Source organism: Bacillus sp. AFS031507, assembly GCF_002584635.1.
GTDB lineage: Bacteria > Bacillota > Bacilli > Bacillales > Cytobacillaceae > Neobacillus.
Genome location: NZ_NUOW01000025.1, coordinates 141,977 through 162,417, shown reverse-complemented (window position 1 = coordinate 162,417; position 20,441 = coordinate 141,977). Strand labels below are relative to the sequence as shown.

Below are 20,441 nucleotides of genomic sequence, written 5' to 3'. Positions count from 1 at the left end.
GCCGTCACTTAAACCTTTAAATTACAAGATTAATAGGACGGCCGGTAAAGTTTTCTTATTACTTTGTTTCTACTAGTGCTCCTAAATCCTGCTCACAATACTCTCTCCATAACCCATCCATGTACATACGGCGCATTTTTGCACCTGTTCGAACGACTTCTAAGCAGCGTTGCTGTAACTCAGGAGTATCGGCGTGGTCAAGAACAATTTTATAACCGCGCTCACCATGGATTTCATCAGATACGATGTGTAAGTCAAAAAATTCAATTTCTTCATCTGTAAATCCATATTGTTCACGTAAAGCAGGTGTTTGCTTACGGTAAATATCTGGTACTTGTGATTCCAAGCCTACAACGAGAGCTGCTGTTGCTACGACGAAATTCTCGCGTGCTGCAACTGCGAAACACCAGCTTTGAAGCCCTAAAGTGGTTGGGGCCATATTGTTTGGATCGATAATTCTTTCTTCAGTCGTACCACAGGCTTCCGCAAAACGGATCAATAAATCAGTGTGACGGTCAGCTGCAATTTCTTCTTCATACATGTTCTGTAAAGTGAAATCTTTTGCAGCTGCAAATTTTGGATCTGATGGAGTGTTGTGATAAATATACGCTAAATAGTCTGCGAATGGTCCTACATAATGGTAGTGATTTTCAGCCCATCTAGAAAAGTGCTTTCTTCCAAGTTTGCCCTCAGCCCAAGCTACTGTAAATGGAGCCTTCTGGCTATGGTTACCCTTAATTGCTTCTTCTAATTGTTTGCGAAATTCATCTTTAGATAATAATTCTGTCAACTGAAACTCCTCCTCTAATATTATGTAGGTACCCAAGTTTAACTTGGCATTTGATATTTTGTATACCAAATTAGATTAAAAATAAAAAGATTGTGGATTCTTTCCTCTTCCAGCACTCTTTAATTCGGTGAAAATATCGTTTTGGTATACCTTACGTTTATACTACCAATATATTGTTTATTTGTAAATATAATTTTTAGAATTTTTTAAAGATTGATACTATTTTTTCTCTACTACTAAAATTATTAATGGACGTCCACTTTCAGTTCTAATAATTTATAGAGTTCTTTTGAAAGATTCTCTATGGATTCCTCTACGATCTGCTGACCGATTTCCCAGCTTGCTTTAGTGGCATCCCCAATACAGCCGTTTTTCGTCATTTCTTCATAATAATAAAATCCTTGAATCGCTTTTCCAGGTCGAAGCTGCTTCCATCTTCCCTCTTCTTGGATATCACCTTTTTCTAGGTTTTCGGGACGGACTAGCTCAGGAGCCAAATAAAGTGCTTCAGAAACTTCTCGTTCACAGCTATGACCAAATAATAGTGATGTTACATTTTCCTTAATCGCTTTTTTAGCAGATGCAGTCGTCTTAGCATAGTAAATTTCAACATCCAGTTCTTTGGTTAACATCATAGAAGCAACGTTTAAGGTTGATTGGTTACCGCCGTGAGAATTTAAAAACAAAAACCTTTTAATGCCGTGATGCTTCAATGATGAGATAACATCCTTTAAAACCGCAATTAATGTGGTGGGCTGCAAGGAGATGGTTCCCGGAAAATTTAAATGGTGTTGGGAAACACCCATATTAATGGTTGGTGTGACCAATGCAAAAGGAAACATTCGTTGGCCTAACTTCTTGGCCATCTTTTCAGCTAAGACAGCATCGCAACTTTCTACCATATGGGGACCATGTTGTTCGTGAGCACCAATTGGAATGATCGCAAATTCAACAGTCTTAAGCGATTCTTCTACTTCTTTCCATGTCATGCTGGTTAAATCATAACAATCCATTTTAACTCACCTACTTAAGTTGATTGTATTTTGTATACCATAAAAAATATAAATAAATTCCCTATCAATATTGGATAGCAGATTGTTTCTTCGGGGCTTGGATCGAGATATTTTCCTGTGTAATTTCAATATCTTCTTTAATGGTTAATTGACATGTTAAGCGATAGCCCTCATTCACCTTATCTCCAAGCATTTTTTCTTCTTTCCAATTCGGTGGAGATAATGACTCAGCTCCGTTTACGACGATACAAGTGCATTTTGTACATCGCCCCATTCCGCAGCCATACTTTAATTTTGGTAATTGACGGGTCCCTGCTAATACTACTAAATTGGCATTGTCTTTCACTTCTTGTTCAATTGTTGTTCCATCAACATGAATGATCACTTTTGGCATATTGTTACCCCTTTCTGTTTATTCCAAAAATTTTGATACTTTTCTGAAGTATACAATCTTTTTGTTAGATAAGCAAACTAGAATTTTTAATTGGAACGAATTTTTTTCATGTAAATCAGTTAGTCTATCAACAACTTAGATAATTATTTAAATATTTAGAATATAACCTTGAACATTTTAACATCCTGATATAAAATACACATAAGGAGTTTGGTATACAATATCCCTTGGAGGTGAGAAAAGAAAAAAATAACATAGGAAGTTACTATACTTAGAGGAACAGAAATTAAATACTTATCCGACTTGAAATTAAAGGGTATTAAAAACTCAAAGGAGTGTTCTACATGGGGAAATATATTGTCTTAACTAATAAAGATACCTTCCAAACAATTCTCGAAAACGATGGGTTAAAACCGATTGAAACCTACCATTTCTATTTCTTTGACAATTTAAAAGCGAAATATACGATTGCTGAAGTCCTTGATGAAACGATTAAAATTCGATTATTTGAAAATTTTGAAGGAAAAGAATATGTAAATCAGATAGCTGTAAAGTTTTTTGAAAAGTTTGATACCATTGAAGCTGCTCGCGAGGAATTAAATGAGATTGTCAAGGCGTCCGGGAACAGCGTGGATTCTGTCAACTCCAAACTGGTAAAATCAGCTGAGGTAGCCGTTTAGAAAATTTATTGTACAAAAAAATAGCTTTTCTATATATAATTTCCGGAGAGGTAGCTTGGCTCTCCGTTTTTTTGTCTTGATATTGTTTTTAAAGTACAAAAAACCGCCGGCTTTTAAGCGGCGGTTGAATAAGTACCGTTAGAACTTAAGAGTTTTTCTTAGTGAAGCTAGTTTTTTCTCAGCTTTTTCTGCAGCCCTTTTGGATCTAAATAGAAAGTTAAACATTTAAAAGCCCCCTATTAATTGAGTTATTTGATAATGTAATTGTATAATGGAATTAACAATAAAACAAGATTTTTGTATACCAAATACCATAGTTATTCATAATTAATGGCAAATTCGTGACAAAATTGGCCTAAATAATACTATATGGTATACAATTCATTAAAGATTGGGTGGTTGATATGCTGAGGTATATGTTTTTTATCGTAATTTTATTGTATCTATTCTCTGTGTTAGTGCCTGTGCTAAATCTGGGTGTACTAATCTCCTGTCTATGTCTTGCGATTGTGCTAATCACCTTATTTCAAGCCAAGCGATTTGTTCAAGTTTTAGGAGGTACATTTTTGCTGCTTGGAGTGGTCTTATTATGGACAAGCGGGGCTTCCTGGCATCAATATATTCTTTCTTTCGGCCCTATGCTGGACTTGCTTACCATGTTTACACTGATTCCGATTTTAGGGATACCGATAAAACTAGGCGGTTATAGCGGGGGCATCCAAAATATTATTCAAAAAAGAGTAAAAACCTCTGGTCAATTGTACATGATTACGTCTGGCATATCTTATTTTTTTAGTATTTTTATGAATCTGGCCACATTACCAATGACATACTACTCGATTAGGCCTGCATTAGATGTCATTCCCGTTGAGAATAAGGAACGGTTCATGAGCCGAGCGATTACGCGCGGGTTTGCCATGCCTTTAATATGGGCACCTGTTACACCAATTGTCGGGATAGTTATCACAATGACAGGAGTTAGCTGGGTCTCGATACTCCCGTATGTCATTCCCTTAAGCATCGTAGGTATGGGGGTGGATTGGTATATCGGCTCACGTAAGGCAAATTTCATGATCCAAAACAAAAAGGACCTATCCGTCCACGAAACCGCTGCTACGGTCGAACCAACAGGTCAGATGAATCGTTCGGGTAGAGTCTTTCAAATTCTCTTGGCAATCATCATTTTTAACGTAGTCATTTCTGTCCTAGAATCAAAGTTTCCTTATCCGTTTTTAATTTTAGTATCCATACTTGTCATTCCATTTTCGTTTACCTGGTCCTTCCTCTTAAAACAGAGTAAAGAGTTCGGAGCCCAGTTAGTCCAGCATTTTCAATCCTTCTCTGTAAGTATGAAGGATCAATTCTTCATATATTTATCAGCAGGTTTTTTTATCTCAACCATTAATGTTTCCCATAATAATGTATTGCTGGATGCATGGGTAAATAAATTTATTAATTTTTCAGGTGTGGAAATCTTTTTGATATTACTGCCTTTAATCCCGCTAGCTTTTGCTTTTCTAGGGCTTCATCCCGCAGTTTCATTAGCTCTAATGACAGAAGGCTTGAATCCAGAGGTGATTGGGATTTCACCACATATTCTGACTGTGGCGATGTTAGCAGGAGCTGTATCAGCGTTTCTAGTGGGTCCATATAATGCCACATTGGGACTTATGTCAAACATCGTCAAGGAAAGCTCCTATAAAGTATCGAACTGGAATCTTTCCTTCGCAAGTATTTATATCGGATTTGTCATGTTGTATCTATTTATTTTACAAGTGTTTTTTGCCTAACACAGCCGCTCATCACTAAAGGAGTCAATCATTTGATTGACTCCTTTAGTGATTTAATGGCTTGTAGGACCATCACTAGATTTCTCTGCTTTAATTTCTTTGACTATTTCCTTAGCAAAGTGCCCAAGACTCCCCTCATTATAGGAACGTATCACTTCGGGTGCTAGCGATGTTAGCGCTCTTTTAAGGTATTCTGGAGATAATCCTCTGTCCGCAAATTCAGTCTCGATATTGATTGCCGTTTTTAAGGCAAAATACGTGGCTAATTTATTTACCTCTGTTAAACAACTTTCACGATCAATTTTTACCTTTCCAATCTCCTCAAAAAGCTCTTTAATCTTTGGGGGTAATACGGATTCAGTAATAAATAAACCATTTGCGTGTTCCAATAAATCTCTAGAATGACCCATATACTTCATGCCATGAACCTCTAAGCTTGGAAATTTGGTCATTAGCTCATTGGTAGCAAAGTTCGTTGCCATATTAATGATAGATGGTGTATGCTGAGCATTGCTCTGGAGCTTTAAGCTTGAGATAAACGGAATAATCTCCGTAGCAGGAAGTGCGAGAACTAAGATATCTACATTACCTATTTCACTTTCTGTTAAGTGAAAGCCATTTTGAAAAAGGTGGAGATAATTTCTGGCTTTTGTTTCAACTGGGTGGTAAACACCTATTGGGATTGACTTTTTATCCCAATGAGTCATCAACGCTGTTCCTAATTTTCCTATCCCTACTAAACCAATCCTTTGTTGTTTCATCTTTTAGCCCCTTTCATCTTTTCATCCGATGTATTTTGTCTTTTCAAGATAACAAATTGTCATCATTCAAACTAAAATAATAAAGCTATCCCAAAAATCAGTTTTGTGCTGACTTTTGGAATAGCTTCTTTATTTTTAGCGACCCCTAATTTCTATATCTAGTATACTTAAATACATTAAAACTGTTACTTTACCAAATGAAAACTGCCAGTATTGTTGCAATGGTAAGTCCGGTTATAACTGGGAAGAAGTTCTTTCTGGCCAGTTCTAACGGTGATACTTGTAGGAACCCGGCAACTGCAACAAGAGATGACCATGCAATCAGCGTACCTCCGCCGCTCCAAACCGCACCCATCTGCCCAATAGCTGCCAGAACGGAAGGATCGATATTACTTCCAGGTCCAATCGCTCCAGACAAAGCACCTGTTAACGGAAGCCCTGCAAACCCAGAACCATCTAACCCTGTAATGATTCCAACGATTAAGATACTAAATGCTGCTATAACTGGGCTATGTGGAATATAATTTTGACCTGCTTGGATCAAATCAAATAGAAAGCCTGGTTTGGCAGCATCTTCACCTAAGGAAAGGATTGACGCTGAAAAGTCTCCGCTTCCCATAAAGAAGTAGCCTGCAATCGGAATAACGGGTGCCATCGCCCTAAATGCGAACACAAAACCTTCGGTAATATGTTCACTAATTTTATCGAGTGCATGAATTCGGTTAAAAGCGATCGTCGCCAACACTAAGAGAATGGTTGCCACTCCTCCAATAAAAGCTGCGCCGTCGCCTCCCTCAAATCCAGCTCCACCGCCAATTTTTGTTTGGAACATAAAAATCATAACAGCAAGCATTGCTAAAGGCACAATAATCGCAAAGATTTTTCCCCATTTTTCTTTTACTTTAATAACTTCAGCAGTTTCTTCTACTGTAGCAGCAAGTTCTTCGGTAACTTGAAAGAATGCCTTTTCCTCTTTATTAATCTCATTAACAGATCTTTTTGTAATCGCTTTTCGATGCGTGGCATACACAATCGCTAGAGAAGTTATTCCAGTAATGAGAGAAAGTATGAAGGCCTTATCTGATACTAAGGATTTATCAATTCCTGCGGCTTTCGCACTAAGCATTGGGGCTACTTGCATAATATAGTCTGATGAAAGTGCCATACCTTGTCCTGCAATAACAATTACCATTGCTGAAGTCATGACTGGCAATCCTGCACTTACTGCTGCAGGCACTAACAAAGCACAAATTAACGGAACAGCTGGGGTTGGCCAAAAAAATAGTGAAATCACAAACGTAGTGACCATTAACACTAAATAAGAAACGTGTCCGTTTACCATTATTTTTTGGATCGGCACGACCATCCTTTTATCTGACCCTAGATCCTTCAAGGAATTAAGGAGACCGATCATGATGGAAATGATTAGGAAAATACTAAAAAGTTCCTTAGCGGCAACCAGGTTTGCATTAAAGACGGCTTGAAAACCGCCGATCACGCTCCCTTTATACACGGCAGCTACTAAAAAGGTTCCAACTATAAGAGGTAAGACAACACCTTTTCTAAAAAGCATGATAATAATAACGGCTACAGTGACTACTAGATAAACCCAATGAGCTGCTGTTAATTCCATATTTCCCCTCCGTTGTTTTAAAAAATTTTTAAAACGATTGATGCGAAAGATTTCTTTAATTATTGGAAAAGACCGTAGGTGAAGGAATACCAGTTATTAATGGCTCGTTACCATGGTGTATATCCTCTACTTCTGAATTTTTTTTCTTATTCCCTATAAAGATTACAATTGCTATTTTCAATAAAAGAATAAATTCAAGAGATTACCTTGCATATTGTAGATTGTATACCATGATAATAAAAAAATATTTTCGTAATTTCTGATTACAACTAAATACTGAATTAAAATCAACCTTCCATAACACCATTTTTCGACTTCCTAAAGCAATCAATCTACCTAAAAATAAATTTGAATATGAATGCGCTTACACATTTTTTACTGGTTTTTAAGTAGTTTGATTATGAAGGAATAATCCAGATCATCCCCTTCTTTTTCACTATGTACACCTTGTTTTCTTAAGGTTGAAAATAATATACCATTATTTTTTAATCTTTGCAAATAATTTAGAAAATTTAGAAGTTTATATAAATTCATATGATTACTATTGCTTTTGTGGATCGAATCGGCTAAAATGTATAAAATCGATGGTATATGGTATACAAATTACTTTTAATACATAGATTGGTAACTTTATAGTTCATTGCTATAAAAATTTTAATCCGAGGAGAATGAAAATGCTTAGAGCAGGTATCATTGGATATGGAACGCTTGGGAAGAGTATTAGCGAGTTAATTGAGTCAGGACACGCTGGTGATGTCGCCCTTCAAGCCCTTTTGGTTAGAACCCCACTTGGTCCTTTAGGCAACCCACCTAGTCAATGTACGGTAACTACTAATGAAGATGTTTTTTTTAACCAAGATTTAGATATCATTATTGAAGCAGCCGGTCATCATGCCCTCCAACTATACGGTGAAAAAGCCCTTTCCTCAGGAAGTAATTTAGTCATCCTTTCTGTCGGTGCTTTAGCAAATATAGACTTTTATAAGTCCTTACAGGCGGCCGCAACTAAATACAATAAACAAATGATAATACCCTCTGCAGCAATCGCTGGATTGGACCGAATCGCTGCTGGTGTATTGGGAGAAATTGATGAAATCACCCTTATAACAAGGAAGCCAACAAAAAGTTGGTATGGGACGATTGCGGAGGAGAAAGTAGATTTAGAAACAATTAAAGATCCTTTTTGTATTTTTAATGGCAATGCCAGAAACGCTGCAAAATTATTCCCTGAAAACGTGAATGTATCCGCGGCACTAAGTCTTGCCGGGATTGGATTCGAAGAAACGAAGGTTCAAGTTTATGTGGACCCAACGATTCAAATGAATACCCACACAATCACTGCGAAGGGCTTTTTTGGTCAAATGGAAATAACGATTCAAAACAAGCCTTTTAAGCAAAATCCTAAATCTAGTCCTATTGTGGCGATGAGTGTCGCAAAAGTTTTACAGAATCTAACCACCCCAGTCGTAATCGGACTTTAATAACTTGCATACAGAAATAAAAAAACTCCACCAGTGGATGGAGTTTTTTTATTTATTTACTCTTTTTTACTTGATTAACAGCCTCAATATACGCTTTTCGAGAATTTTCAATATGAATTTTCGTCAAATACTCAGCCATTTCTATTTCCTGATTGATAATGGCTTCCATAATTCGTAAATGTTCTTCCATCGACTGCACCGGTCGGCCTGGATTTTTATAACCTGTCTTGGCAAATGCCCGAATATAATCTGACAACCCACTTAGTATTTCATATAATTTTGAATTTTTTGCTGAACTGTATAATAGATGATTCAATTCACCATGTAAATTAGAGAAATCATTATCATTCTTATCCTTTAAGCAGACTTCTACTTTTTTACAGTACTCGACAAACTTACTTTTGGTTTCATCGTCTAATTTTTGAGCAGCTAATTTTGCTGCCAAAACCTCAAGTGAGGAAAGAATCGTAAATACTTCAATAATTTCCTTATCTGAAATATCTGCAACTATAACACCTTTTCTTGGAACGGTTTTTACAAACCCCTGCGATTCTAATCTAAACAACGCTTCACGGATAGGTGTTCGGCTGATATTCAACCGCTCTGCCAGTTCCCGTTCCACCAAACGATCACCCGTTTTAAATTCACCTTCTAAAATGAGATCTTTAATGTGAATAAAGACCCTTTCGCGTAAAGACAATAGATCTTCCTCTGCCCAATTATTCCCCACGGTTTCTCCCTCTTTCTAGGTATACATTGTACCAATTATAACTTACTCTAATTGTAAACATCAAATACTATGGTTGAATTTACCATGGGAGTGGGAAATAATTTTAAATTTTTCATCTTTGGATAGTTTCAATAAGTCTTTTGAGAGTTGAGGGTTCCCCTAAGACTGCTTGCGTAATAATCTTTGCCATAACTTCGGCCAACTTCACGACAGTGAATAATCTCGTATTATTTAAGGATTGCGCAGGTGCTAATGAATCCAGGTAATTAACCACAGCTTTCATATGGTATTCACCTACACTAGGTAAAGATTTATTAACCGCCATGCCTGGTACTAAAGAACCTTTTTTTAAAAAAATAAACCCAATTTGTCGTTCATCCCCCAAACAAGCATCAATACCCAAGATAAATGGTTGATTATGTTTTTGATAAATGTCCTTGAGAATTTTCTTTATATTTAAGGCATGAACTGGTTTTTCTAAGGTTCCATATACCGGAAAAGGAATGTCTGCTTCTGTTAACATCGTCCCGACAATCGGTCCTAGTGAGTCTCCTGTGGAACGGTCTGAACCCACACACAAAATTATGACTTCCCTCGAGGTACTACTAAGGACTTCTTTGAGTTTAGTGACAATATCAATTAGCTCGGTTCCCTCTGTAGTCTCTTTAACGGAAACATAGCATGACCTTTCTGCCTTCTCAGTCGTCTTTTTCTTGCCGTCAAAAGGCCACATAAACATCAACCCTCTTCTCAAGTTGTATTTTATACACGTTTGCTTTTATTTTATGATACCTAAAGTAAAACCTGCCATAATCCTGCTAATAAAAATCTCATAAAAGAACTCTAGAGTTCACAATTTTGTAACAAAACAGTACCTGACCCCCGCTATTGTACAACTTTAAAGCAGTGGGAGTCAGGCACTTTATATACTTTCAATTAAGTTAATTCGATGATAAAGTTCTTTATTTATTGGAGTTGAGATCCCATATTTATCTGCCAATTTTAGGACGGTTCCGGAGAACAGCTCCACCTCACTTGGACGTCTGGCTTCGACATCTTGAGCCATGGATGGTTTTCCGTCTGGACTTAAGGTTGCTAATACACGTAACCAATAGTCTAAATCTGCTTCGGTTAAGTGGATGCCTGCTCTTTCAGATAGCGTGATTACCTCTCTCATCGCAGCAATCATCATCTCTCTTGCTTCTCCTTCTCGTTGAATCTCACCATAGTTGCTCTGAAAGACAGCTACGGTTTGATTGACTCCGACATTTAACATAAACTTTCCCCATTGTCTCTTAACCATATTGGTATCGACCTCATAGGGAACTGCCATTTTTTCAAAAAAAGCCGCGACACTGTTAACATTTTCGGAAATGAATCCTGGTTCTTGTTCACCAAAGCAAAGCATTCCCATATGGTCGTATCTGAGTTGATTCCCGACCTTAACGGCATCCATTCCTTGGGCAACACAATATAAAATTTTCTCGTGCCCAAATGCCTGTCCAATGACAGCCTCACTGGAAATCCCATTTAAAGCCGATAAAATAATCGTCTGGTCACCAATATGATTCTTTACCGCTTGGATCGCATCCTTTAAACCACTATATTTCACCGTGAAAATGAGTAAATCAGCTGGCACACATTTTTCATCAGGTGTCAGATAAGTGAAATCGCAGCGTTCTCCGTTACAATAGACGTGTTCATTTTTATATTTGGTTATTCGGTCCCGGTCGGCAATAATTCGTAAATCTGCTTTTGGCATTTTCTTTGATAAATGATGTCCAAAAAGTATTCCTAATGCACCTAAACCAATGATCGATACCTTTTTTATCTCTATCACACATTTCATTCCTTCCATATTGAAAAAGTGCTTTTTGCGAATTTTGTATTTTGATTTTGCAACTAAATAGTATGTAAACAGGCTTTCACAAATCTATTTTACTACTTGTATTTTATTAATGAAATATAAAAACTCTGTTGAAATAGATTCCAACAGAGTTTTTAACGAGCACATTCTATTATTTATATTCCGCCCCCATCATCATGGATGGTACTGTTTTCCTTGCGAATAGTCGCTGAAAGGCTGATCACACCCACGGTTGCGATCAATGTACTTACAATGATAATAATATTATAAATATTAATCTTAACTAAGAGATTAATCAGGATATAAGAAATAACAAGCGAAGCTAAAGGTGAGATTAGCCAGACTTTTAGAATCCTTTGAATGACTGATTTTTGCCAAATACCAAACCCCTTTTGTGAGGCACCCACACCTAATATTCCACAGGTGGTTACTTGGGTGAGAGGAATTGGCAAACCAAACAGTGATGCGACAATAACGAGGGTTCCTCCTGTAAAGGAAACCGCACTCCCTTCTAGCAAGGAAAGTCTGGTGATTTTCTTCCCATTCGTTTCAAGCACCTTGCTCCCAAGTAAAATCGCTCCGATTGAAACGAATAAACCACCGATCAAGATTCCTTTACTCGTGGAAATCATCCCAGCCCCTACCAGCGGTCCAACGGCATTTGCTACATTATTCATCCCAGCTGAAAAGGCCTCTAAACAGCCCCCTATGACAAGTAATACCGCCAGCCATTTTTTCCATCTTCCATTCCTAGTTAAACCGACCCAACGCTTTTCAGCAGCGGATATCAACTTTCCAAGTCCAAAGGTAATGAGAAATGAGACGATTGGAACTAACACCCAGAAGCAAACAATCACCAAAAGATTATTTATGTATAAACTTTTAAAAGCGATCCCAGCACCTACAATCGATCCAACGGTAACCTCACTTGTCGATAAAGGGATTCCTAACATATTTGCAATAAACAATGTCAACGTAGCTCCTGCAAGGATAAGGACGACTAATTTAATCGTTAGGAGATTGGAAGGAATAATTCCCTCGCCAATCGTTTTCACAACCTCTCCACCACCAAGTACAGCACCTAGAAAAGCTGCTAATGCAACCAAAATCATGGCCAAGCGCTTACTCTTTATGGCATCTGCACCATAGGCCGATCCCATCGATGCTGCCGTCCCACTTGCTCCAATATTCATCGCAAAGAAAAAAGCAATAATAAAAGCAATAGACGTCCAAACCATGTATAATCTCTCCTTATGTACCCAATCTATTAAACTGGTAAACACGCAACTAATTTTATACTCCCAATTCATACTATTCAGGTAGGAATAATTTAGTATTTTGTTTATTATACATTCCCAAACCACATTAATCAATCAATAATTTCAGATGTCTTCAAATTTTCAAAAAATAACTTTTTACTATTTTTAAAACCCATTTTTTGAAAATAAAAAAGAGTCCGAAGACTCTTTTTTTTTGTAGTAATTTGGATTCATACATCCACTAATGTAATGCTGTCTTAGTTGAACTCTTTAATGAAAATCCCTCATACCCTTTAGCAGCGATTTCGGTACACTTTTGGCGATAGGCGCCGACTCCGCCTACATAAATGAGGAAGCCACGTGGCTTGCCTGGGATATTTGCCCCTGTGTACCATGAGTCAGTTTTAGTATAAAGCGTGGATTCGGCTACTTCTCTGCAATGGGTACTCCAAGCTTCTTCCGCCTCAACAGTCGCCTCAATCGTTTCCACACCATTCTTATTCATATGCTCAATACAATCCGCAATCCATTCCACATGCTGTTCAATGGAGACAGGCATATTACTCAGCACAGAAGGACTTTCAGGACCAGTAATCATAAACATGTTCGGAAAACCAACATTTGCAATCCCTAGGTAGGTCCTCGTCTGTGCTCCCCCAGCCCATTTCTCTTTCAGTGACACCCCGTTTTTACCCCGAATATCTATCTTCAATAAAGGCCCAGTCATTCCGTCGTATCCTGTGGCAAAAACAATCGCGTCCAGTTCATATTCCGCTTCCGTGGTCCGGATCCCTTTTAGAGTAATTTCCTCAATCGGTGCTTTCTTCACGTCTACCAAGGTGACGTTTTCACGGTTATACGTTTCGTAATAATTCGTGTCAATGATTGGCCGTTTGGTACCATAAAAATAACTTGGTAAAAGCTTTTCGGCCACCTCAGGGTCACCTACAATCTTACGGATCTTGGAGCGGATAAATTCGGCAGCCGTTTCGTTGGCTGCATCATTAATAAGCAGGTCATAATAGGCAGTAAAAATGCCTAATCCACCCTTCTCCCATGCCTCCTCGTATACACGCTCTCGCTCTTCAGGTGTAACCTCCAGCGCTGACTTAGTAGGTGGTTCCACTGGCTGGCCCCCCTGGGATTCACGCATTTGTCGTTTTATCTCGCTGAAATTTTCTTTAGCCTGCCGGATATACTCCGGGTCGTACGGATGATTTCTCGCTGGGGCACAATACTGTGGAGTTCGTTGGAAAACGGTAAGGTGTTCGGCCTCTTGAGCGATGACTGGGATGGCTTGGACGCCAGTTGAACCAGTGCCAATAATGCCGACTCGCATACCCTTGAAATCTACCTTTTCGTGCGGCCAATGTCCAGTGTGATACCACTCGCCCTTGAAATTATTGATCCCGTTAAAGTTTGGTACATTGGCAGCAGAAAGGCAGCCTACTCCTGTGATGAAGTATTTCGCTGATACACTAGTTCCATCGTTCAAATGGATCATCCATCTATTATTCTCTTCATTATAATGGGCAGCCAAAATACGAGTCTGAAACTGGATGTCACGACGGAGATCAAACTTGGTTGCTACAAAATTTAGGTAACTTAGTATTTCCGGCTGCTCAGGATATCGAGAGGTCCAGGTCCATTCCCTATAGAGTTCTTCTGAAAAAGTGTAGTTATAATAGATGCTTTCCGAGTCACAGCGTGCTCCGGGATACCGGTTCCAATACCATGTACCGCCAACACCATCACCCGCCTCGAAAACACGGGTAGAGAAACCAGCTTCACGTAAGCGATGAAGCGTATACAATCCCGAAAACCCTGCCCCAATAACAACAGCGTCGTAGTTGGCAACTTGATTTGACTGTTTAGTAGATTTCAAAATTCCTACCTCCCGCATCTAATATTATCGTTAAACCCTGCCGACTTTTTGGTCAATTTCACTTAAAAACTTGGTAAAACTAGAAATTGATCCTTTAATTCGCTCTGGAAATACCGCCATATTGGTAAAATAACCATGTACTAAACCTGATTCAATAATCGTTTCAACCTTGACCCCTGCTTCTTTTAAACGCTCAGCATAGGCTAAACCTTCATCCCTTAGGACATCATTTTCTGCGGTAATAACGTAAGCTGGTGGGAGATTGCTTAAATCCTCTGCCAATAATGGGGCAATATATTTATTTTTTGTATCCTCATTATTGTTAATATAATAATTTCCAAACCAAATCATTAAGTCTCTATCAAGACCAAATCCAGTTTGGAACTCTTGATATGACTTGGTGTCGTACCCGAGGGCCGTTACAGGATAAATAAGAACCTGGGCAGCGATGTCTGGACCATTTTGTTCTTTGGCGATTAACGATACGACGGCTGAAAGATTTCCACCTGCACTGTCACCGCCAACAACTAAATTGGAAGCGTTTCCATTTATTGCCACAGCATTTTCACTAATCCATTTTAATGCCGCATAGGAATCCTCTACAGGTATTGGAAACTTATATTCAGGTGCAAGCCTATAATCGACTGAAACGACTACTCTCCCAGTTCGATTAGCAATCATTCGGCAACTTGGGTCTGCTGTCTCAAGATCCCCAATTACCCAGCCACCGCCATGGTAATAGACAAATAGAGGAAATGGTCCTTGACCTTCCGGAGTATAAATTCTCACCTTAATCTCGGCATCATCGGCGACAGGAATCATTCTGTCCTCTATCTTCGCAAGCTGGGCCAGCTCTACCTCTACGGGAGGGGCTAATGCAAACATTTCTCTTACTGTCTGTGCATCTAATGACTGGATTAATGGCATCTGGCTGAACAATTCTAAATAAGCTTTTGCTTGCGGGTCTAAATTGGCCAAAAAACATCTTCCTTTCCTAATTGGGAATTTTTCAACTTTTAAAGAAAAGATTTTCCTAAAAGTGTATCTTAAGGATATAATTTTTTGTATAATTTGAATATTCCCAATTTTAGACGTGCTATATCCCTATAAAGGAGATGATAATATGACATCTCAGTATACCTTACAGCATCGAATTCACGATTTAGAGGAAGCCACCTGCCATGAAGAAAGATTATATAAAATTCTCGAAGTATACATGGACCTTTATCCTGTCATGAATGCCTATTTATTTAGATTTTCTCCGTTAGGTTTCCTTGGTGAAGGAATCATCTTATTAACATCTGATGGTATGGTACATATTGGGGATATTCGTGACGATATTCGATCCGTGCCGATCATTTACTCAAGCATAAATGAAAAGAAAGCAAAGTATTGTTCAGGTATTGAGTATTTAAAGCAAACAAGTAGTAAATACATAACTTCTTCGAGTGTAAATTCGATCGTTGTTGTACCTATATGTTTCAGGTCTGTCATTATTGGATATATTTGCACAACGGAGTTCGCGAAAGAATCTGTGATAGATGAAAAACTTCTTTCTTTATTAACCCTTTATGGCAAAGAAGTTGGAAAGTTTCTAGAAAAATTCGATAGTGTGGAAGACCCGCAAGTATTAAGTAAGCGGGAACTAGAAGTTATGAGGAGAATTGCCTGGGGAGAAAGCACAAAGGAAATGGCCGATTCGATGGAAATCAGCGAGTTAACGGTAAAACAATATGTGAAAACAGCAATTAAAAAGCTTGGCGTTCAGAATCGTTCCCATGCGATTGGAGAGCTTTTCCGGAGAGGAATACTTTCGTAGTTTTTTGAAAGCGCTTTATTTCCCAAAGTAACTTACCTTAGATTAGATAAACTGGAGTATCAGCACCCAAGTGGGTGCTCTTTTTATTACACATCAAGTGCCAGGGCTAATTCATAGCAACTCAGGTCAATCTCTGTTTGTTTTCCTAAAACAAGTTTTGCTAGTTCCACGCCGAGATACGGTCCACTCGTTAATCCTGAAGCACCTAATCCATTGGCTAAATAGATTCCTTCACAATCAGGTAAAGCCCCAATCACAGGCAAAAAGCCAGGGGTGAACGGCCGAAAACCGACTCTTGTTTCAAGATACGTACCAGCAGCTAATCCAGGTGCTACTTCTAGGGCTTTGCTTAATATTTCATGGATTCCTCCTGCCGTTACACGATTGTCAAATCCGGCATCATTTTCATGAGTCGAGCCGACGACGACTTGGCCATTTTCAAAGGTAAGAATGTAATGGTTTTGGGGTGGAATAACAACCGGCCATCGGCTCGTATCTGTTTCAGGCAACTCAAGGTGGATGATTTGTGCCTTTTGTGGTTTGACTAAAAAATGAACTCCTAATGGCTGTAAAAGCTCTTTAGACCATGCCCCTGCCGTAACAATGACCTGATCTGCTAAAAATGTTGAATCATCAAGTATAATGCCAACCACTTTGTTTCCCTGCATTGCTAGGGAGGCATTCCCGTTACGGAAAGTAACTCCATGCTTGATCGAGGCACGGATTAATGACTCACGTAATGCTCTTCCATTTACCCGTGCTCCTCCACTAACATGAACAGATCCATACTCCTCAGATAACGGCGGGAAAAGCCGCTTTGTTTCAGCAGGTGAAAGAATGGTAATCTCCCCAATTTCGGGTGCATCGTCCCTTCGTTTCAGTGCTCGCTCAGCCATTTGTTCGAGTTTACTCATTTCTGTATGAAGACTAATTGCCCCTACCCGTTGATAGCCCGTTTCTTTCTCGCCATCTGCTTCCAATTGAGCAATTAATTCTGGATAGTAACGAGCTCCTCCTTTTGCTAACTGATACCATGCTTTGTTTCGCCGCTGTGAAAGCCATGGACAAACAATCCCCGCTGCGGCATCAGTTGCCTGCCCGGGATCCATACGATCCACTAATGTCACCTCTGCCCCTAATTGGGCAAGGTGATACGCTGTTGAGGCCCCGAGAATTCCTGCTCCAATAACCACGATCTTCTGCATATTACACCTTTTCCGCACTTTTTAAAAAAAGGACTTAATGATTTCTTGTTCATTCATACATTCTGTACAAATGTATTCAATTTCTAGAGCATCCTCGCGTACCATGTGCTCTGTTTCTTTACCGCACTTTTCACAATAAAGATTTTTGGGGAATTCTATCATATCCTACATCACTCGCTTTATTAAATAATGTTTACAAGCATAAGTGTAATGTTCCCCATAATAACGTATTTTAGCAAAAGGCGGAAGAATTTACTGCTAATGGCATTAATAAATTTTATCTTTCATTGATTCAAAAGGACCAACTTATAATGAAATGGAACAAAATCGGTTAAATTATATACGAGCAATTTTTCATTGCTCAAAAAACTTCGTCGGGAGTGATGTATCATGGCTAGAAACAAACTATTGGTTCCTGGAGCAGACAATGCTTTAGATCAAATGAAAGAAGAAATTGCCAACGAGTTTGGAGTTCAACTTGGTGCTGATACGACCGCACGAGCAAATGGTTCAGTCGGAGGCGAAATGACGAAACGTCTTGTCGCTTATGCTGAACAAACCCTTCAAAATCATCAAAATCAATAACAGATGATTTCCCAAAAAAGGCTGTCCCAATTATTTTGGGACAGCCTTTTTCCATTTAAGCTATACAAACTTCTCTATTTTAAGTTTAAATAGAAGAAAAGGTAGGAAAGGAGAACATCATGACACAAAAAACAGCCATCGTTACAGGATCTTCTAGCGGCTTCGGATTATTAACCGTGATTGAACTGGCATTAAAAGGATTTACGGTGTTTGCAACGATGAGAGATGTAAACAAAGCACAGCCTTTACTCGGACTTGCAAAAGAAAACCAGGTAGAAAATTTCATTCATGTCCTCCCACTTGATGTTACCTCCACGGAATCCATTCTTCTATTTCGAGGCAAACTAGAGGATTATCCCTCTATAGATGTGTTAGTCAACAATGCGGGTTATGCACTTGGAGGTTTTAGTGAAGAGCTCTCCATCGAGGATTATCGGCTTCAATTTGAAACCAACTTTTTCGGATTGATCGCCGTAACCCAGGCAGTCCTTCCATTGATGCGGGCAAAGAAACAGGGCAGGATTATTAATATGAGCAGTATCAGCGGAAAATTTGGATTCCCCGGATTGTCTGCATATGTCGCATCCAAGCACGCGCTTGAGGGCTATAGCGAAAGTTTACGACTGGAGCTGAAACCATTTGGGATTGATGTATCACTAATTGAGCCTGGATCTTTTTCAACCAATATTTGGGCAAGTGTTAATGGGATGGAGGTCAATGCTGAATCACCCTACTCAGCCTATATTGAGAGCTTACTAAATGAAATTGAAGGTGGAAAAGCCGGCCATGGCAATCCAATCGATGTAGCCAAACTGGCTGCACAAATTGCTTCGCAATCGAAATCACCCGACCTCCGGTATCCAATCGGGGCTGGTGTAAGAAATATGCTTGCCATTAAAAACTTCCTGCCGTGGAAGCTTGTAGAATCAATCATCTTAAAGAAGCTAAAACCTTAGTTATTAGCAGCATCGATGATAACAAGAGGATTTTTTCGAGATGCTTGTTTATCACGAATTCTCGTAAGTCTTTTCGTTTTTTCTTTTTCGTAAAAATAATGAACAAAGAAATACGAGATGACACCAAGGATGATCCCAAAAATAGTCATTCCAATTAACACATGGACTCCGCCATGAAGAAGACTGACTACGCCACGGAAATCACCTTGCAATAATTGTTCAAACGAAAATGGTGTCTTATGCCCGATTTGCCCGTTAAATGGATAGATTAGTTTACCAATTTTCTTGGCAAAAGGTAAAAGAAGAACAGGAAGAAAGGATAGTTTTCCAATGACATTTCCGATGATTGCTGCAGGCAATGAACCTTTAGCTATCCGAACCATCGGTAAAAACACAATATAAATAAGGGATGCAGACGATAGAACGACCATTTCCAAACCAAAACCAATCGCAAATCCCAAGGAAACTTTTTTCGCTCCTCCGGGAGAACGTAACAGTTTGATAAAATTCAACTTAAAAGCTCGTCCAATTCGTTGAAAAATATTATGCTTTTTATGTTTTAAGTTCATAGGAACACTTCCTTTTTTTTACAGATTTTCATCCACAGCTTCCAAGTAATTCGAGGTTTCAATTCGTTAGTACCATTACCATTATCATAACACTAAAAATAGAATAATTAAGGTCTAAATTGTGAACTGTAAGCGAGGTCACAATTTACCAAGGATAAATTTTCCTCTCCTAATCGTTAGGACATTTAAATGAATGTTCTTATTATTCCTTACTTGATAAAAATAAGCCGTGAAAAGGTAAGAAAAAATCACCCTTCACGGCCTTTTAACAGAAGTGCCAATTCATGATCAGCGAATTGATCCTTAATGCCAGGTTTGCTTTGAAAATAAGCAACGATTTCTTCATTTGAATAATTTTTTGATAATCCCTTAATAATGGTTTTTAAATAGGCAGTGGAAGGCTTCTTCCACTCGACTTCATTAATATCCCATGGGGCTGTAAAGGTGTAAATGGGAAAGCCATTTTCATCTCCCAAATACAGTATATTTCCATACCAGGAATGGCGGTGGAATACTTTTGAACCCTTCTGTTTAACCTCATGTAAATCAATCTCAAAATTTAGTCCATTATTTTCTTGTTTGACGACATCTAGAAACTGTTCGCCCGTAATTAGATATTTCTTACTATAGGTATGGTTTCCTTTGTCTTGGTTCAATCCAATAAAGGCTACTCCTTGAGATTCCCATCTAGCCGCTTCTTTGGCGAAGTAAAGGGGCAGGTCTATGGTGAAGGTTGACTCGTCTATTGGAAGGGAAGGATCTTTACATCCTATCTCAATTTGGGCGGATCCCTCAGGTTGACCACCTTTTATATAACATAAGAATCGGTCGGCATTAATATTGGAACCATAACTTGCATACCAGACATAATGTTGTTTTTCATTCATTATTTATCACCTATTTACTTCCATTATTTTCTTCTCATTGTAACACTACCATAACCTAACGTCTGCTGCTTCTTTCTTTAGGCAATTTTCCAATCATCTATTTTTAGCGGGAGGTTAAAAAATCCTATCAGCGGTAA

At 38.6% G+C, this 20,441-nt stretch carries 20 protein-coding genes; 6 read left to right on the top strand and 14 right to left on the bottom strand.

Translation table 11 applies throughout. The annotated features are described in order from the left end of the window. Positions 1–58 precede the first annotated feature (58 nt). The 3 genes from COE25_RS22125 to COE25_RS22115 form a co-directional block, all read right to left on the bottom strand. On the bottom strand, positions 59–790 hold the full coding sequence (locus COE25_RS22125; RefSeq protein WP_098934157.1) for an iron-containing redox enzyme family protein: 732 nt from the start codon (positions 788–790) through the stop codon (positions 59–61). Between the two features lie 245 nt (positions 791–1,035). Then, complete coding sequence (locus COE25_RS22120; RefSeq protein WP_098934156.1) at positions 1,036–1,803, bottom strand: creatininase family protein; 768 nt, start codon at positions 1,801–1,803, stop codon at positions 1,036–1,038. A gap of 64 nt (positions 1,804–1,867) precedes the next feature. After that, positions 1,868–2,197, bottom strand: a complete 330-nt coding sequence (locus COE25_RS22115) for a 2Fe-2S iron-sulfur cluster-binding protein (RefSeq protein WP_098934155.1) — start codon at positions 2,195–2,197, stop codon at positions 1,868–1,870. A 344-nt stretch (positions 2,198–2,541) separates the two neighbouring features. Here COE25_RS22115 and COE25_RS22110 point away from each other — a divergent pair, with 344 nt between their 5' ends. Both COE25_RS22110 and COE25_RS22105 read left to right on the top strand, forming a co-directional pair. Next, positions 2,542–2,877: a hypothetical protein gene (locus tag COE25_RS22110; protein ID WP_088087942.1), complete on the top strand. Its 336-nt coding sequence runs from the start codon at positions 2,542–2,544 to the stop codon at positions 2,875–2,877. Between the two features lie 566 nt (positions 2,878–3,443). Then, positions 3,444–4,667, top strand: a complete 1,224-nt coding sequence (locus COE25_RS22105; RefSeq protein ID WP_257208923.1) for a hypothetical protein — start codon at positions 3,444–3,446, stop codon at positions 4,665–4,667. A gap of 53 nt (positions 4,668–4,720) precedes the next feature. Here COE25_RS22105 and COE25_RS22100 read toward each other — a convergent pair whose 3' ends face one another. Together COE25_RS22100 and COE25_RS22095 are read right to left on the bottom strand one after the other, a co-directional pair. Then, a complete protein-coding gene (locus COE25_RS22100; RefSeq protein WP_098934153.1) occupies positions 4,721–5,428 on the bottom strand; it encodes a hypothetical protein in 708 nt (235 codons plus the stop codon). 190 nt (positions 5,429–5,618) lie between these two features. Beyond that, positions 5,619–7,061, bottom strand: coding sequence for a hypothetical protein (locus COE25_RS22095; RefSeq protein ID WP_098934152.1), 1,443 nt, complete (start codon positions 7,059–7,061; stop codon positions 5,619–5,621). 674 nt (positions 7,062–7,735) lie between these two features. On the opposite strand from COE25_RS22095, the gene COE25_RS22090 reads away from it, so the two are divergent. Next, the gene (locus COE25_RS22090) at positions 7,736–8,542 is read left to right on the top strand and encodes an aspartate dehydrogenase (protein ID WP_098934151.1); all 807 of its coding nucleotides are present in this window, start codon (positions 7,736–7,738) and stop codon (positions 8,540–8,542) included. A 52-nt stretch (positions 8,543–8,594) separates the two neighbouring features. Here COE25_RS22090 and COE25_RS22085 read toward each other — a convergent pair whose 3' ends face one another. The 6 genes from COE25_RS22085 to COE25_RS22060 form a co-directional block, all read right to left on the bottom strand. Continuing rightward, complete coding sequence (locus COE25_RS22085; RefSeq protein ID WP_088087947.1) at positions 8,595–9,272, bottom strand: GntR family transcriptional regulator; 678 nt, start codon at positions 9,270–9,272, stop codon at positions 8,595–8,597. A gap of 112 nt (positions 9,273–9,384) precedes the next feature. After that, positions 9,385–10,011, bottom strand: coding sequence for a spore protease YyaC (gene yyaC / locus COE25_RS22080; protein WP_256942399.1), 627 nt, complete (start codon positions 10,009–10,011; stop codon positions 9,385–9,387). A 183-nt stretch (positions 10,012–10,194) separates the two neighbouring features. Next, on the bottom strand, positions 10,195–11,112 hold the full coding sequence (locus COE25_RS22075; RefSeq protein ID WP_098934150.1) for a ketopantoate reductase family protein: 918 nt from the start codon (positions 11,110–11,112) through the stop codon (positions 10,195–10,197). A 182-nt stretch (positions 11,113–11,294) separates the two neighbouring features. Then, positions 11,295–12,377: a sulfate permease gene (locus tag COE25_RS22070; protein ID WP_098934149.1), complete on the bottom strand. Its 1,083-nt coding sequence runs from the start codon at positions 12,375–12,377 to the stop codon at positions 11,295–11,297. Positions 12,378–12,639: 262 nt separating this feature from the next. Next, the gene (locus COE25_RS22065) at positions 12,640–14,283 is read right to left on the bottom strand and encodes a flavin-containing monooxygenase (protein WP_257208922.1); all 1,644 of its coding nucleotides are present in this window, start codon (positions 14,281–14,283) and stop codon (positions 12,640–12,642) included. 30 nt (positions 14,284–14,313) lie between these two features. Next, the gene (locus COE25_RS22060) at positions 14,314–15,261 is read right to left on the bottom strand and encodes an alpha/beta hydrolase (RefSeq protein ID WP_256942401.1); all 948 of its coding nucleotides are present in this window, start codon (positions 15,259–15,261) and stop codon (positions 14,314–14,316) included. Positions 15,262–15,406: 145 nt separating this feature from the next. On the opposite strand from COE25_RS22060, the gene COE25_RS22055 reads away from it, so the two are divergent. Next, the gene (locus COE25_RS22055) at positions 15,407–16,102 is read left to right on the top strand and encodes a LuxR family transcriptional regulator (protein WP_098934147.1); all 696 of its coding nucleotides are present in this window, start codon (positions 15,407–15,409) and stop codon (positions 16,100–16,102) included. A gap of 86 nt (positions 16,103–16,188) precedes the next feature. Here the strand turns inward: COE25_RS22055 and COE25_RS22050 are convergent, their stop codons facing one another. Further along, positions 16,189–17,307: an NAD(P)/FAD-dependent oxidoreductase gene (locus COE25_RS22050; RefSeq protein ID WP_088087952.1), complete on the bottom strand. Its 1,119-nt coding sequence runs from the start codon at positions 17,305–17,307 to the stop codon at positions 16,189–16,191. A 390-nt stretch (positions 17,308–17,697) separates the two neighbouring features. On the opposite strand from COE25_RS22050, the gene COE25_RS22045 reads away from it, so the two are divergent. Next, a complete protein-coding gene (locus COE25_RS22045; RefSeq protein WP_088087953.1) occupies positions 17,698–17,892 on the top strand; it encodes an alpha/beta-type small acid-soluble spore protein in 195 nt (64 codons plus the stop codon). A 119-nt stretch (positions 17,893–18,011) separates the two neighbouring features. After that, positions 18,012–18,848: an SDR family oxidoreductase gene (locus COE25_RS22040; RefSeq protein ID WP_098934146.1), complete on the top strand. Its 837-nt coding sequence runs from the start codon at positions 18,012–18,014 to the stop codon at positions 18,846–18,848. Here the strand turns inward: COE25_RS22040 and COE25_RS22035 are convergent. Next, positions 18,845–19,417 carry a DUF2062 domain-containing protein gene (locus tag COE25_RS22035; RefSeq protein ID WP_098934145.1) on the bottom strand — a complete coding sequence of 191 codons (573 nt, stop codon included), beginning with the start codon at positions 19,415–19,417 and terminating at the stop codon, positions 18,845–18,847. The two genes, COE25_RS22040 and COE25_RS22035, sit on opposite strands and share 4 nt — an antisense overlap. A 248-nt stretch (positions 19,418–19,665) precedes the next feature. Continuing rightward, on the bottom strand, positions 19,666–20,304 hold the full coding sequence (locus COE25_RS22030; protein WP_098934144.1) for a hypothetical protein: 639 nt from the start codon (positions 20,302–20,304) through the stop codon (positions 19,666–19,668). Positions 20,305–20,441 lie beyond the last annotated feature (137 nt).